Raw genomic sequence first — 13,413 nt, forward strand, 5'->3', positions numbered from 1 at the left:
AGGACGCCAGCCGTCAGACCTCGTGACGCACGATGCGCGAGGCGATTTCGCGCGCGCGCCGCATCGCGCTGCGGCGGCGCCAGCGCCGCGGGTCGAGCGGCAGGCAGTTCTTCAGGTCTTCGTCGAAGATCGCATCCGCTTCGGCCGTGAAGCCCTCGTCGAGCACGTTCAGGGCCAGCTCGTCGTCCTTGAAGGCGGACCGCATGTTGAAATTGGCGGACCCGATGGATGCCAGAAGGCCGTCGACGGAGACCAGCTTGTGGTGGAACATGGTCGGCTGATAGCGATACAGCTCCGCGCCCGCCCTCAGCAGGGCGTCGATGGCTTCGGCCGAGGCAAGTTCGGAGACCCGCTTGTCGATGTGCGGGCCTGGCATGATCACCTGCACCTGGACGCCCCGCCCCAGCGCCTCGACCAGCCTGTCGGTCTGCGCCTCGCGCGGCGCGAAATAGGGAGTCGCGATCCGCACCCGCTTCTCCGCCATCAGGATCAGCGCCTCGTGCAGGCGGGCCACGGCGGACCATCCGACGCTGGCGGACGAGATCACGGTCTGGACCCTGAGGCCGTCGCCCGATTTGGGGTCGACGAGGCAGCCGGTCAGACCGCTGATCGTCTGGGCGCTGTCGACCCAGTTCTCGAAGAAGGCGGCGCGCAGGGCCTGCACGGCGGGGCCCGTGATGCGGTAGTGATTGTCCCGCCATTCCTTGGGGTTGCGGGCATCCCCTTCCCATTCCTCCGCGATGCCCACGCCGCCGGTGAAACCGAGATCGCCGTCCACGATCAGAAGCTTGCGATGGGTGCGGTTATCCGTGCGCCAGACCTTCCAGGTGGCCAGCGGACGGAACCAGCGGACCTCGATGCCCGCCTCCTCCATCTTCTTGACGAGCGTCCCGTCGATCAGGCGCCCGCCGAACCCGTCGAGCATCACGAAGACCTCGACCCCGGCATTGACGCGTTCGATGAAGGCCTCGACGAAGGCCTCGGCCACATCGCCCTGCCAGTAGACGAAGGTCAGGAACTCGACCCGGGACTGCGCGCCCCGGATCGCCTCCAGCATGGCCGGAAAGATCTCGTCGCCATTGCAGAGCGTATCGATGGCATTGCCGCCGACGAAAGGCGTGCCGACGACGGTCTCGAGGCCGATCCGTAGCGCTTCGGACCGATCCTTCACGCCGTCGCGGACGAAGCGGCTGGCGCCATGGACTTCTTCGGTTTCCGACACGCGCCCCTCCTCCGCCTGGCTCGGCGTCGCCTACTTGTTCCGCTCGGCTTCGACGCCCGCCCGGATCAGGCGTTCCGCCTCGTCCTTCCCGGCCCACTCCTTCACCTTCACCCACTTGTTGGGCTCGAGATCCTTGTAGTGGTCGAAGAAGTGCCAGATCCGCTCGAGCAGGATCGCCTGCACGTCCTCATAGGTGCCGATATTGTCGTAATAGCGCGTCAGCTTGGGATGCGGCGCGGCGAGGATCTTCTCGTCGAGACCCGCCTCGTCCTCCATCAGCAGGACCCCGATCGGGCGGCAGCGCAGGACCGCGCCCGGCACGAGCGGGCGGTTGCCCAGGCACATCACGTCCACCGGGTCCCCGTCATCGGCCAGCGTGTGGGGGATGAAGCCGTAATTGCAGGGATAGCGCATCGACGTGTACAAGAAGCGGTCGACGAACATGGCGCCCGAGGCCTTGTCGACTTCGTATTTGATGGGATCGCCGCCGAGCGGAACCTCGATCACGACATTGATGTCGGAGGGTACGTCGTTTCCGGCTGAGATGGCTTCGAGGTTCATCGTTACGCTCTTCGAATGAATGAAAATCTGGGGCGTCTGCTACGCGGCTGCCCAGCGCGCAGCAAGAGCCGTACCGCACCGTCGCGACGCGGCGACGTCCCCCGGAGGGGAATGACTTCACATTGAAGAGAAAATGGAGCGGGCGATGCGATTCGAACGCACGACCCTCACCTTGGCAAGGTGATGCTCTACCCCTGAGCTACGCCCGCTCATGCCGCCCGGTGAATGATCACCGTCCGGCGAGGCCCGGTATCAAGCGCATCGGACGAGGCGATGCAAGAGGGTTTTTTCGCTTTTCTCGCAAAAGCCTCGGCAGCGCCTCAGGCTTGCCAGCCCAGCCCCCTCTTCGTAACGCCAACGCGTTCGCTGCCAGCTGGAGATATCCATGCCGAGTTCCGCTCCCGTCCGCCACGCCGTCATTCCCGTCGCCGGATTCGGCACCCGCGTCCTGCCCGCGACGAAGTCGATCCCCAAGGAGATGCTGCCCGTCGTCGACCGGCCCCTGATCCACTACGTGGTCGACGAGGCGCGCGAGGCCGGGATCGAGCACATCGTCTTCGTCACCGGACGGAACAAGCACGAGATCGAGGACTATTTCGACCTCAATCCCGAGCTCGAGCAGGCCCTTCAGGCCAAGAACAAGACCGCGATCTACGAGGACACCATGTCCTCGGTCCTGCCCGCGGGCGGCGCCTCCTTCACCCGTCAGCAGGAAGCCAAGGGGCTAGGCCACGCCGTCTGGTGCGCGCGCGACATCATCGGCGACAAGCCCTTCGCCGTGCTGCTGCCCGATGTCATCGTGCGCTCGAAACGCTCCTGCCTCGCGCAGGTCATGGACAGGTATCAGGACGGCGCGAACCTCATCGCGGTCGAGCCCGTGCCCGAGGATCAGGTCAACAAATACGGCATCATCGAGCCCAAGGGCGACGCGTCGGGCGAGCTGATCGAGATGTCCGGCATGATCGAGAAGCCCGAAGTGGGCTCGGCGCCCTCCAACCTCTCCATCATGGGCCGCTACGTCCTCCAGCCCGAGATCTTCCCGATCCTCGGGAATACGGGCCGGGGCGCGGGCAACGAGATCCAGCTGACCGACGCCATGGCCGAGCTGATGGGCCGCCAGCCCTTCTATGCCTGCGGCTTCGAGGGCGAGAGCCATGATTGCGGATCGAAGGCCGGCTTCGTCGCGGCGAATCTGGCCTTCGCGATGGACCGCGAGGACATCGCGGACACGCTGCGCCCGATGCTGAAGTCTCTGGCCTAGCCGATCAGCGCGGCGACCACGAAATAGACCATGGTCCAGAAGGCGCCGCAGACGCCGAGGACCATGGCGAAGGTCCAGCGCAGCGGCAGGCGTTCCTCGTCCTCGCTGCGCGAATATTCCGCATCGAGAGCGGCCTGCATCTGGCGTGCGGGCGAGGGACCGGCAGCCTCTCCCGGGCCGGTTCCGCGAAGCGTGACCGTCGCCGCATCCTCGTAGAAGGCGCGGCGCTGGGCTGCGCTCTCGAACGGGGAGCGCGGCTCGGCCGTCTCCTCCCGCGCGGTTTCGGGAGAGGGGTCCTGGTTCTTCACTGCGGGCTGCGGCATCTCGGTCTCCAGCTCTCCCGGAACAGGTATGGCGGGGGACGTTTTAAGGGCCGGTAAAGTCTTCGCGTCGCATTGTCGGCATCGCCTCTCCTGCCGCGCCCGGCGGCCTCGAAAGCCTGTGGCGCAGGGCCGGGCGCGCGCGTAGGAGCCGGCCGCAAGACGCACCAACCGGAAAGACGCTGTGGCGAGCTCCATCCTGAAATCGATGGCGACGGTCTCCGGCTTCACCATGGTGAGCCGGGTTCTGGGCTTCGCCCGCCAGATGCTTCTGGCCGGCGTGATCGGCGCCTCGGGCAACCCCGTGGCCGATGCCTTCTGGGCGGCCTTCCGCCTGCCCAACATGTTCCGGCGCCTGCTCGCCGAAGGCGCCTTCCAGGCCGCCTTCGTGCCGCTCTTCCAGGGCCAGCAGGTCGAGGAGGACCTCACCGCCGCGCGCGAGTTCGCCGAGGACATCCTGGCCTGGCTCGTCTTCATCCTGACCGGGCTGACGGCGCTCGTGATGATCTTCGCGCCGGCCTTTGTGACGCTCATCGCGACGGGCTTCCGCGACGATCCCGAACGCTTCGGCCTCGCCACGCTCTATACGCGGATCATGTTCCCCTACCTCGCCTGCATGTCGCTGGTGGGCCTTTACGGGGGCATGCTGAACGCGCTGCACAGATTCGCGGCGGCGGCCGCCGCGCCGCTCCTCCTCAATGTCTGCCTGATCGGCGGGGTCCTCCTCTTCGCCCATGAAGAGGCGCCGGTGATCGGCTATGCCGCCGCCTGGTCGGTGATGGCCGGGGGCGTCGCACAGCTTCTCGCGCTCCTGATCGCCGCGCGGCGCTCGAAGCTCCTCCTGCGCCTGCGCCTGCCGCGCTTCTCCCCGGCGGCCAGGCGCATGGTGGTGCTCGGCACGCCCGGCTTCATCGGCGCCGGCGCGCTGCAGGTGAATTCCATCGTCGGCACCAATATCGCCAGCCGCCAGGACGGCGCGGTCTCCTGGCTGATCTATGCCGACCAGCTCTACCAGCTGCCGCTCGCCATCATCGGCATCGCCCTCGGCGTCGTCCTGATGCCTGCGATCTCCCGCGCCGTGAAATCGGGCGACGAGACCGGCGCGCGGCGCACGCTCAATCGCGGCGTCGAGACCGCCCTCCTCTTCGCCCTGCCCGCCGCGGCGGCGCTGATCGCCATGCCGGGCTTTCTCTGCTCGGCGCTGTTCCAGGACATGGCGACCGACGCCACCCGCCTCGTGGGCGCGGGCGAGTCCCGCTTCAACGACACCGATGTCGCCATGACCGGCTCGGCCCTTTTCATCTACGGCTTCGGCCTGCCCGCCTTCGTCATGCAGAAAGTGCTCGCAGCCGCCTTCTTCGCGCGGGAGGACACGCGCACGCCGATGACCTTCGCCCTCGTCGCGATCGCCATCAACGCGGCCATCTCTATCGCGCTCTTCCCCGTCATCGGCTTTCTCAGCGTGCCGGTCGGCACGGTCAGCGCGGCCTGGACCGAGGTGTCGCTGCTCGCCGGGCGCCTGTCCCGGCGCGGCGTCCTGCGCCCCGGCAGCCAGGCGGCAGGGCGCATCCTGCGCATGGGCACGCTCGCCGCCATGATGGGCGCGGGGCTGGTCCTCGCGATCCGCAATCAGGACGCGGTCCTGCCCTATCTCTTCGGCGAAAGCTGGATCTTCCTCCTGCTCCTGACCGCGCTCGCCGCGGCGAGCTATCTCGCGCTCGCCGTTCTGTCCGGCGCGGCGCCCCTGCGGAACCTCAAGCCGGCCCGCGCCGTCTGAGCGCTCCTTGTGCTATGCCCGGCCGATGATCGAAGGGCAGTCGGCGAAACGGGAACTCGAGGATATCGCGCTCGCCGCCCGCATCACGGCGGTGATGCCGGTCGGTGCGCGCGCCGGGGACGCGGCGGCGAGCCTTGAGACCCTGCTGCGCGGCGCGCGCGCCCTCAGCATGGTCGCGGTGAGGATCCATGCCCCTGCGGAGGATGCGGCGAGTCGGGCGCTCGCGGACTCCTGGTCCAATGCCGAACATATTCCGGGCGAAGCGGGAAGCGCCGAGGCGCTGGCGCTGGCCGAGGCGGACGCGCCGCCCGGCCGCGACGTCCTCGTGCTCTGCGAGCCGGGCCTGCTCTATCCGGACGGCTTCCTGCTCGCCGCGGCCCGCCGCCTGATCGAGACCGGCGCGGATGCCCTCGTTCATCCCGTCCATGCGGAGGCGGACCCGGGCGCCGGCTGCCTTGCCAAAGCGGTCCAGATGGCGGGCGGCACCGGCCTTGGCCCCTCTTCGGCCAAACAGCGGCAGGGCCTTCCATCTGGCTGGGTCGCCAATGGCCGCGCCAGCGTCTTCCGCGCCGGGAAAACCGGTCCGGCGCTGGACGGCGCGTCCGGAGCGGTCCGCCTGTGGCACGAAGCGACCCTCTCGCCGAGCCGGCGCATCCGCCATGCCGGGCCCGGCGCGATCTGGCAGCGCGCGAGGCGCGCGGGCCGAGAGCGCGGCGAGGCGGTGTTCGGCGGGAAGAGCAAGGCTGGCCTGGGCGAGGCGGTCACGCTCATGCACCTCCCGCTCCTCCTTCTTGGCGCCGTCAGCCTGCCGGGGCGCAGCTATCTCCTCCTCTATGCGAGCGGCCTTGCGGGCGCGGGGCTGATGCTCGCGGTCCGCCACCGCACTTTCTGCGGCCTCGCCGCGAGCGCCGTTCTGGCCCTCCAGCATCTCGGCGCGAGCGCCGGGCTGTGGCAGGGCGCGATCGGCTCTGCCCGGCGGCGGCGGCGCTGACTGCGGCGCGCAGGACACGCTTTTCTTCCCTATGACGCGAAGCGCGCCCCTCGCCTTCCCCCCGCTGCGCTTTTCGGACAAGTAGGGCGCAGGGCAACAAATTAGCGGATTCGATGTCACGAGCGCACGACCGCACGGTGCGGTTTCAAGGTTCAGGCGGTGCCGTCACCAACATGGTGCTGTTCCTCGGCATCGTGGCGGTGATCGTCTTCTATCTGAGCCCGCTCAGCCCCAATCCGAACCCGCTGCTGGTCGACGCCTTCCTCGCCAACCCGTTCCTCAACGGGCTGATCGTGATCGTCCTCCTGCTCGGCATCGCCTATAATCTTCGCCAGGCCTGGGTGATCGGCCCGGCCGTGCGCTGGGTGAACGGGTTCCGTAATTCGGTCGATCCCGAGCGCACCCGCCTGCCCCGCCCCCCGGCGCTGATCGGCGCTATGTCCCGCATGCTGCTCGACGCCGACGAGCGGGGCGGACGGCTGAGCCAGGCCTCCACGCGCGCCATCCTCGATTCGATCGGGGTCAGGATCGACGAGGGCCGGGAATTCGGCCGCTACGCGGCGAGCCTCCTCGTCTTTCTCGGCCTGCTCGGCACGTTCTGGGGCCTGTTGCAGACGGTGAACGCCGTCGCAGAGGTGATCGGCAGCCTGTCGAGCCAGAGCGGCGAAGGGGCGGACGCCATCTCCGAGCTGATCGCCAATCTCAACGCGCCGCTTTCGGGCATGGGCACGGCCTTCAGCTCCTCGCTCTTCGGCCTGGGCGGCAGCCTGATCGTCGGCTTTCTCGATATCCAGGCGGGCAAGGCGCAGAACCGCTTCTATGCCGATCTCGAGGACTGGCTGTCGGGCATCACCGACGTCACCACCACGCCGGGACGCACCAAGGCGGCCACGGCCGAGACAGGCGCTCTGATCGAGCGGCTGGAAATCGCGCTGTCCCGCCTCGAAGCCGGACAGGACCGCGGCGCGGCCGCCATCCGTCAGGAGGTGCGCGATCTCGGCACGCTGCTGACCAAGGGCACCCGCTCGGGGCCGCAGGGCTAGACCCGTGCCCCGCCGCCGAACATCGGGCCAGGACGCGATCATCTGGCCGGGCTTCGTGGACGGCCTGTCCACCCTGCTCCTCGTGGTCATGTTCGTGCTGTCGATCTTCGTCGTCGCGCAGTTCTATCTCGGCCAGCAGCTGACCGAGCGGGACACCGAACTCGCCCGGCTGACGAGCCGCCTCGACCAGCTCGCCGAACAGCTTGGCCTCGCCCGCGAGGAGGGCGAGCGGCTGCAAAGCCGGATCCTGAGCCTCCAGGACACGATCGAGGACAAGGATGCGCAGATCGCCACGCTCAATGACGAGCTGGCCGATACGAGCGCGCGCCTAGAGCAGGCGGGCGAGGCCGTCGCCGCCACGGCCGAGGAACTCGAGGCCGAACAGGCGCTGAGCGAGGAACAGCGCGCGGAGATCGCGACCCTGAACCGGCAGCTCGCCGGCCTGCGCCGCCAGCTCGCGAGCCTTCAGGAGGCGCTCGAAGCCGCCGAGGCCAAGGATATCGAGCAGCAGGCGCAGATCGAGAACCTGTCGAGCCGCCTCAACGCAGCGCTCGCGCGCAAGGTCCAGGAACTGGCCGAGGTCCGCTCGCGCTTCTTCGAGGCGCTGCGGGAGGCGCTGGGCAATCGCGAGGACGTGCGCGTGGTCGGCGACCGCTTCGTCTTCGAGAGCGACATCCTGTTCGGCTCCTGCTCGGCCACGATCAGCGCCGCAGGACAGCGCGAACTCGCCAAGCTCGCCGACGTCCTTCTGGAGATCCGCGACCAGATCCCCTCGGAGGTCGCCTGGGTGCTGCGCGTCGACGGCCATGCCGACCAGACGCCGCTCGGCCCGGGGTGCCGCGCCCGGTTCGAGAGCAACTGGCACCTGTCCGCTGCCCGCGCGATCTCCGTCGTGCAGTATCTCGCCACGCAGGACGTGCCCGAGCAGCGCCTGGTCGCTGCGGGGTTCGGCGAGTTCCAGCCGCTCGTCGAGGGAACCGACCCGGCCAGCCTCGCGACGAACCGGCGCATCGAATTCAAGTTGACGGAGCGTTAAAGTCTCTGCGCCTCACTGAAACGTTCCGTAACTTTTCGAGAGTTTAACCCCTGACAACTGTTTTCGCCCTTAAGCCGGGACCCTGATCGGACCATATCCGATAAGACCCCGGAAGGCTGGATCGCTACGTTCCCTCCCTCGACGCAGCAGATCGCTCTTCCGGGCCAGCCGTGGCGGCGTGGCTTCACCCCTCCTGGCCGCCCGCCGCGACGCAAGAAGCCCCGGGGCCGGTGACCGGCCCCGGGGCTTTTCTCTGGTCCCGATACTCGTCGCGGTCAGGCCGCCGCGTCGTCCAGCGTCCAGTCCGGGCGCACGTAATGGCAGGTATAGCCGTTCGGATGCTTCTCCAGGTAATCCTGGTGATAATCCTCGGCTTCGGTGAAGACGCCCGCGGGCGACAGCTCCGTCACGAGCGGCCCGGGCCAGCGGCCGGACTCCTCGACCCGCGCCATGACGCGCCTGGCGGTCTCCTTCTGCTCATCGGTCGTGTACCAGATCGCCGAGCGGTACTGGCTGCCCCGGTCATTGCCCTGGCGGTCCCTGGTCGTCGGATCGTGGATCTGGAAGAACCAGGCGAGGAGCTTCTCATAGCTCATCACGTCGGGGTCGAAGACGATCTCGATGCTCTCGGCATGGCCCGTCATGCCGGTGCGGACATCGTTATAGGTCGGGTTCTCGAATGCGCCGCCGGTATAGCCGACGCGGGTGCGCAAGACGCCCGGCTGCTTGCGGATCAGGTCTTCCATGCCCCAGAAACAGCCGCCGGCCAGCAGCGCCCGTTCGGTCCTTTCGGCTTGGTCGGTCATAAGTCCTCCTTGTGGGACGGAATGTAAGAAGCGCGCGCGCCCGTTCAAACGCGCCCCCGGCGATGGTTCGCCGGATCGAGCCCGAAGCGTTCGATGATGTCGTCGCCGACGCGCACGGGACGCCCGCTGGCGCTGTCCACCATCAGCCAAGTCGTTTTGGCCTGGCAGGAGAAGCGCTTCGAGCCGGGCTTGCGGATATCGACATGCCGGTCGAAGCGCGGCCCGGAAGCCTCGCCGAGCCAGGTGCGGACCTCCACCGTCTCGCCGTCCAGGACAGGCTCCCGGTAGTCGACCTCATGGCGCAGGCAGACCCAGTGCAGGCGGGCGCGCAGCGCCTCGTCCGTCGCATCGAACCAGTGGGCGACGCCCGCATCCTGTACCCAGGCGACATAGACGGCATTGTTGACATGGCCGAGCTCGTCGATCTCGCTGGCTTGCGCGGTTCTTTCACTGAGGCGGGCGGTGTCGAAGGAAATGGGTCCGGTCATGGCCAACCCTCTAGCAGTCCCGCTGCTTTGCGGTCTCCCCGAGGGGGCAGCGTCTCGCTAAGGCCTTCCCATGACGGATACGATCGAGACCCCCGACCGCCTGCGCTTCGACGAAGAGGCGCTGGACCGCTATATGAGAGAAGAGGTGGAGGGCTATTCCGGCCCCCTCGCCGTGCGCAAATTCGCAGGAGGGGAATCGAACCCGACCTACCTCCTGACCACGCCCGAGCGGAAATATGTCCTACGCCGCAAGCCGCCGGGCAAGCTCCTGCCCTCCGCCCATGCCGTGGACCGCGAGCACCGGGTGATGAGCGCGCTCGGCCCGACGGGCTTCCCCGTGCCCAAGACCTATGCCCTCTGCGAGGATGAGAGCGTCATCGGCACCGCCTTCTTCGTCATGGATTTCGTCGAGGGGCGGATCACCTGGGAGAAGGACCTCGCGCCGGTGCCGAAGGACCAGCGCCGCCCGATGATCGAGAATGCGATCCGCACGCAGGCGAAGCTGCATTCGATCGACCCCGCTTCGGTCGGCCTTCAGGACTATGGCAAGCCCGGCAATTATTTCGAGCGCCAGATCGGCCGCTGGACCAAGCAATACGATGCGGCCGCCACGGATGACGTGCCGGCCATGGAGAAGCTCAAGGCCTGGCTGCCCACGGCCATCCCCGAGGGCGACGAGACCGCCATCGTCCACGGCGACTACAAGATCGACAACATCATCTTCGCGCCCGACCAGCCCGAGCCTCTGGCGGTGCTGGACTGGGAGCTGTCGACGCTCGGCCACCCGCTCGCCGACTTCTCCTATTTCCTGATGCTGTGGGGCCTGCCCAAGATCACGACGATGGGCATCGCCGATATCGACTTCGCCGAAGAGAACATTCCGACCCTCGAAGAGGCGATCGGCGTCTATTCCGAGGCGACAGGCCGGGACGGCCTGCCGGAAATCGATTTCTGCATGGCCTACAACATGTTCCGCTTCGCGGGCATCGTGCAGGGCGTCTACAAGCGCGCCCTGCAGGGCAATGCGTCGAGCCAGAAGGCCGCCCAATACGGCGCGGTCGTCCCCATACTCGCCGAGACCGGCTGGGGCTTCGCGAAGAAGGCCGGCGCCTAGGCATCCAGATTGCGCTCGAGGAAGTTCGTGAAGGACGTCCAGGACTTGGTGTCGGCCCGCTCGTCATAGCGGTCCGACCCGAGCACGGTGAAGGCGTGCGGCGCGCCCGAATAGACCTCGAGTTCGTAAGGCACGCCCTTCTCCTCGAGCCTCTGGGCGAGATCGGCGGCGTCCTGGATCGAGATCGAGCTGTCCGCCCCGCCATGCGCGATCAGGATCGGCGCTGTGCCTTCGGGATAGTCCTGCCCCTCGGGCGTGCTCAGCCCGCCATGGAAGGTCGCGTAGCCCGCGACATCCTCTGCCGCGCCCGACCGCGCGAGTTCCAGGACCGCGGCGCCGCCGAAGCAATAGCCCATGACCACCGCATCGCTTTCTCCCGTCCGTTCGCGGGCCTCTTCGAGCCCAGCGAGGATCCGCATGCGCATCGCCTCGCGATCCTCGTAGAGCTTGCCGGTCTCGGCCTTCTTGGCCTCGGTCGTCTCGGGTCGGTTCTCGGCGCCGTAAAGGTCGAGGGCGAAGGCGTCATAGCCCATCTCGGCCAGCATCTCGGCGCGGCGCTCCTCGTAATCGGTCAGCCCGTCCCAATCATGGATGATCAGGACCAGGCCCTTCGCCTCGCCCTCTGCCTCGGCCAGGTAGCCGCGATAGGCCTCGCCGCCCGCGTCATAGGTCACAGCCTCTCCGGCCAAGGCGGGCGAAGCGGAAAGGAGGATGGCGGGCAGGAAAGCGAGGCGCATGACGAAAGCTCCTTGTGACGCCGAAAGGAGCTAGTTCGCGCCGCGCCTCCGGCTAGACCTCCCGGCCCGCCGCCGCGCGGGCGGAGAGCGCCCGGAACATCGCGATCCACCGGGGCGGCTTGGCGATGAAGGCGGGATCGGCGCTGGTCATGGCGATCACCACGTCGCGCCTGGGGTCGATCCAGACGATCTGCCCGTTATAGCCAGCCATGAAATATTCCCCGTCACGCTGCGGGGGCAGCCAGAAATGATGGCCATAGCCGTAATCGGCATTGGTGAGCGTCTCGCCGGGCTCGTGGCTGGCTTGGGGCGGCGTCGAGACGAAGGCGGGCCAGTCCGCGGGGATCACCCGCTGCCGCCCCACGACGCCGCCTTGCAGGTAGAGCTGGCCGATCTTGGCATAGTCTTCGAGCGTGATCTGCAGGCAGCAATAGCCCAGTTCCTTGCCGCTCTCGTCATTGCGGTCGAGGAGCCACGTCCCCTCGCGCATGCCGAGCGGCGCGAAGATTTTCTCAGAGGCGAGATCGGCGATGCTCCGCCCGTCATAGGCGCCGCGCAGGACGGCGGCGAGCACGGCCGAGTTCGTCGAGATATAATCGAAATCCGTGCCCGCCGGACGGTTGCGCTCGAACTTGCCGATCGACCCGTCGATATCGCGGTTGAAGATGAAGGTATCGAGGAAGAGCCGCCGCGCATCGCCGTCCGCCCGCTCATATTCCTCCTCGAAGTCGATGCCCGACGACATCATCAGGAGGTGCCGGATCGAGGTGTCGCCGTAATCCGTGCCGGCATATTCGCCCGCATAATCGGCGACCCTGTCGTCGACGCTCTCGATCTCCCCTTCGAGGATCGCCCGGCCGATCAGGGTGGCGATCACCGACTTGGCGACCGACCATGAGGTGTGGCGGGAATCGGCCGTCTCGCCGCGGAAATACCGCTCGAGCACGACCTCGCCGTCCGAGACGACCATCAGGCCGGTGATCTCGTAGGCATCCGCATAGTCGTCCAGCGTCAGGGCCTCGCCCTCCCACGCGAAACCGGTGCCGATTTCCTCGGCGGCGCGCGGAAAGCTGTAGACCGTGTCCGCGCCTTCGATCACCCGATAGGGATAGGTGCGCTCCATCGCGCGATAGGTGCCCGTCCGGTCATCGGCGGTGGCAAGAGAGATCGTCTCGTAGGGCGAATATTCCGACCAGGGGCGGAACGCCCAGAGGGCTCCGGCGACGAGGAGGAGGACGAGGACGGTGCCGAGCGCGGCGAGAAGCTTTCTCATGCCTGCACCCTGCCGCGACTCCGCCGCGCAGGAAAGCTCAGCGGCCCGAACCGTAGCGCAAGCGCCCGAGCATCGAGACGAGGCCGCCGATATCGGGCGCGGCCTTCTGCGCCTGCGCCTTCACCTTCTCGAACTGCATGACATTGCCGATGCGCCGGTCGAGGAAATCCCAGCTATCCTGCCAGGGGTCGGGCATCCCCTCCCCCTCATCGGCGAACCAGTGCGCTGCCGTGCTCGCATAGACCGCCGAGAGGGTTGCGCGCTTGGTGTAATGGTTGAAATCTGTCGAGCTGTCCCCGACCGCGCGCCAGACCCTGTCCGCGGTCCGCCAGGTGAGGCGCGCGCCCAGTTCGGCGTTCTGCGGCAGGGCCAGCGTCGCCGCCGCCCGCCGCGCCGCCTCGCGGTGGGACGCCAGCTGCTCGATCCTGCGGCGCACGAGCCAGGTGATCCTGGCCGTGAAGCCGTGCGGCTTCGGGTTCAGCGCGTCGAAGGCCTCCGCCATCGCTGCATCTTCCCGCTCGGACCAGTATTGCAACAGGTCGCGCACGCCCTCGGGGAAGGCCAGGTGCAGGTCGCCGCGCGACAGCGCCGCCTCGCTCATGCCGGCCTTGCGCGCTGCGCGCTCCAGCATCTGCGCCGTCCAGCCGTCGAAGGGCGCCTCGGTCAGCGCGGCGTCGAGAATGCGGGCTCTTAAGGGCTCAAAGGAATCGTGTTCGGCCATGATCGACACTTAAGGCACCCGCTCGACAAAATCACCCGGTTCTGCTAGACGGCGCGCTTCGTG

The 13,413-nt window shown here is 67.7% G+C and carries 14 protein-coding genes and 1 tRNA gene; 6 read left to right on the forward strand and 9 right to left on the reverse strand.

From position 1 onward, the window contains the following. Nucleotides 1-13: 13 nt before the first annotated feature. The 3 genes from IE88_RS0105595 to IE88_RS0105605 form a co-directional block, all read right to left on the reverse strand. Nucleotides 14-1,222, reverse strand: coding sequence for a phospholipase D-like domain-containing protein (locus IE88_RS0105595; protein WP_051881547.1), 1,209 nt, complete (start codon nt 1,220-1,222; stop codon nt 14-16). 30 nt (nt 1,223-1,252) lie between these two features. Beyond that, nucleotides 1,253-1,783, reverse strand: a complete 531-nt coding sequence (gene ppa, locus IE88_RS0105600; RefSeq protein ID WP_031551386.1) for an inorganic diphosphatase — start codon at nt 1,781-1,783, stop codon at nt 1,253-1,255. A 134-nt stretch (nt 1,784-1,917) separates the two neighbouring features. Further along, nucleotides 1,918-1,992: transfer RNA gene (locus IE88_RS0105605), tRNA-Gly, on the reverse strand. A gap of 176 nt (nt 1,993-2,168) precedes the next feature. Between IE88_RS0105605 and galU the strand changes: the two genes are divergently transcribed. Then, on the forward strand, nt 2,169-3,044 hold the full coding sequence (gene galU / locus IE88_RS0105610) for a UTP--glucose-1-phosphate uridylyltransferase GalU (RefSeq protein ID WP_031551389.1): 876 nt from the start codon (nt 2,169-2,171) through the stop codon (nt 3,042-3,044). Here galU and IE88_RS0105615 read toward each other — a convergent pair. Beyond that, nucleotides 3,041-3,367, reverse strand: a complete 327-nt coding sequence (locus tag IE88_RS0105615; RefSeq protein WP_031551392.1) for a hypothetical protein — start codon at nt 3,365-3,367, stop codon at nt 3,041-3,043. The two genes, galU and IE88_RS0105615, sit on opposite strands and share 4 nt — an antisense overlap. A gap of 181 nt (nt 3,368-3,548) precedes the next feature. Here IE88_RS0105615 and murJ point away from each other — a divergent pair, with 181 nt between their 5' ends. From murJ to IE88_RS0105635, 4 genes are all read left to right on the forward strand, one after another. Continuing rightward, nucleotides 3,549-5,141 (forward strand): murein biosynthesis integral membrane protein MurJ, encoded by a 1,593-nt coding sequence (murJ, locus tag IE88_RS0105620; protein ID WP_051881548.1) that lies wholly within the window; start codon nt 3,549-3,551, stop codon nt 5,139-5,141. Nucleotides 5,142-5,166: 25 nt separating this feature from the next. Continuing rightward, on the forward strand, nt 5,167-6,132 hold the full coding sequence (locus IE88_RS0105625) for a glycosyltransferase family protein (RefSeq protein WP_156032399.1): 966 nt from the start codon (nt 5,167-5,169) through the stop codon (nt 6,130-6,132). A gap of 113 nt (nt 6,133-6,245) precedes the next feature. Then, nucleotides 6,246-7,175: a hypothetical protein gene (locus IE88_RS0105630; protein ID WP_156032401.1), complete on the forward strand. Its 930-nt coding sequence runs from the start codon at nt 6,246-6,248 to the stop codon at nt 7,173-7,175. A 4-nt stretch (nt 7,176-7,179) separates the two neighbouring features. Beyond that, nucleotides 7,180-8,211 (forward strand): peptidoglycan -binding protein, encoded by a 1,032-nt coding sequence (locus IE88_RS0105635; protein ID WP_031551403.1) that lies wholly within the window; start codon nt 7,180-7,182, stop codon nt 8,209-8,211. Nucleotides 8,212-8,486: 275 nt separating this feature from the next. Here the strand turns inward: IE88_RS0105635 and msrA are convergent, their stop codons facing one another. Both msrA and IE88_RS16350 read right to left on the reverse strand, forming a co-directional pair. Further along, on the reverse strand, nt 8,487-9,017 hold the full coding sequence (gene msrA / locus IE88_RS0105640) for a peptide-methionine (S)-S-oxide reductase MsrA (protein ID WP_031551406.1): 531 nt from the start codon (nt 9,015-9,017) through the stop codon (nt 8,487-8,489). A gap of 44 nt (nt 9,018-9,061) precedes the next feature. Then, nucleotides 9,062-9,505 (reverse strand): acyl-CoA thioesterase, encoded by a 444-nt coding sequence (locus tag IE88_RS16350; protein WP_036766634.1) that lies wholly within the window; start codon nt 9,503-9,505, stop codon nt 9,062-9,064. A 70-nt stretch (nt 9,506-9,575) separates the two neighbouring features. On the opposite strand from IE88_RS16350, the gene IE88_RS0105650 reads away from it, so the two are divergent. Further along, the gene (locus tag IE88_RS0105650) at nt 9,576-10,619 is read left to right on the forward strand and encodes a phosphotransferase family protein (protein ID WP_031551412.1); all 1,044 of its coding nucleotides are present in this window, start codon (nt 9,576-9,578) and stop codon (nt 10,617-10,619) included. Here the strand turns inward: IE88_RS0105650 and IE88_RS0105655 are convergent. From IE88_RS0105655 to IE88_RS0105665, 3 genes are read right to left on the reverse strand one after another with little or no spacing between them, the layout of a single operon-like run. Next, complete coding sequence (locus IE88_RS0105655) at nt 10,616-11,356, reverse strand: dienelactone hydrolase family protein (protein ID WP_031551414.1); 741 nt, start codon at nt 11,354-11,356, stop codon at nt 10,616-10,618. The two genes, IE88_RS0105650 and IE88_RS0105655, sit on opposite strands and share 4 nt — an antisense overlap. A 52-nt stretch (nt 11,357-11,408) precedes the next feature. Continuing rightward, nucleotides 11,409-12,629 (reverse strand): serine hydrolase domain-containing protein, encoded by a 1,221-nt coding sequence (locus IE88_RS0105660; protein WP_036766636.1) that lies wholly within the window; start codon nt 12,627-12,629, stop codon nt 11,409-11,411. A gap of 37 nt (nt 12,630-12,666) precedes the next feature. Next, the gene (locus IE88_RS0105665) at nt 12,667-13,350 is read right to left on the reverse strand and encodes a COQ9 family protein (RefSeq protein ID WP_031551420.1); all 684 of its coding nucleotides are present in this window, start codon (nt 13,348-13,350) and stop codon (nt 12,667-12,669) included. Between the last annotated feature and the right edge of the window lie 63 nt (nt 13,351-13,413).

Origin of the sequence: Parvularcula oceani (assembly GCF_000733125.1) — a bacterium.
GTDB lineage: Bacteria > Pseudomonadota > Alphaproteobacteria > Caulobacterales > Parvularculaceae > Parvularcula > Parvularcula oceani.

What these genes read in the sequence shown, in the direction of transcription:
- ppa (WP_031551386.1), bottom strand. Translation starts at nt 1,783, where the DNA reads ATGAACCTCGAAGCCATCTCAGCCGGAAACGACGTACCCTCCGACATC.
- galU (WP_031551389.1), top strand. Translation starts at nt 2,169, where the DNA reads ATGCCGAGTTCCGCTCCCGTCCGCCACGCCGTCATTCCCGTCGCCGGA.
- IE88_RS0105615 (WP_031551392.1), bottom strand. Translation starts at nt 3,367, where the DNA reads ATGCCGCAGCCCGCAGTGAAGAACCAGGACCCCTCTCCCGAAACCGCG.
- IE88_RS0105625 (WP_156032399.1), top strand. Translation starts at nt 5,167, where the DNA reads ATGATCGAAGGGCAGTCGGCGAAACGGGAACTCGAGGATATCGCGCTC.
- IE88_RS0105630 (WP_156032401.1), top strand. Translation starts at nt 6,246, where the DNA reads ATGTCACGAGCGCACGACCGCACGGTGCGGTTTCAAGGTTCAGGCGGT.
- msrA (WP_031551406.1), bottom strand. Translation starts at nt 9,017, where the DNA reads ATGACCGACCAAGCCGAAAGGACCGAACGGGCGCTGCTGGCCGGCGGC.
- IE88_RS16350 (WP_036766634.1), bottom strand. Translation starts at nt 9,505, where the DNA reads ATGACCGGACCCATTTCCTTCGACACCGCCCGCCTCAGTGAAAGAACC.
- IE88_RS0105650 (WP_031551412.1), top strand. Translation starts at nt 9,576, where the DNA reads ATGACGGATACGATCGAGACCCCCGACCGCCTGCGCTTCGACGAAGAG.
- IE88_RS0105655 (WP_031551414.1), bottom strand. Translation starts at nt 11,356, where the DNA reads ATGCGCCTCGCTTTCCTGCCCGCCATCCTCCTTTCCGCTTCGCCCGCC.
- IE88_RS0105660 (WP_036766636.1), bottom strand. Translation starts at nt 12,629, where the DNA reads ATGAGAAAGCTTCTCGCCGCGCTCGGCACCGTCCTCGTCCTCCTCCTC.
- IE88_RS0105665 (WP_031551420.1), bottom strand. Translation starts at nt 13,350, where the DNA reads ATGGCCGAACACGATTCCTTTGAGCCCTTAAGAGCCCGCATTCTCGAC.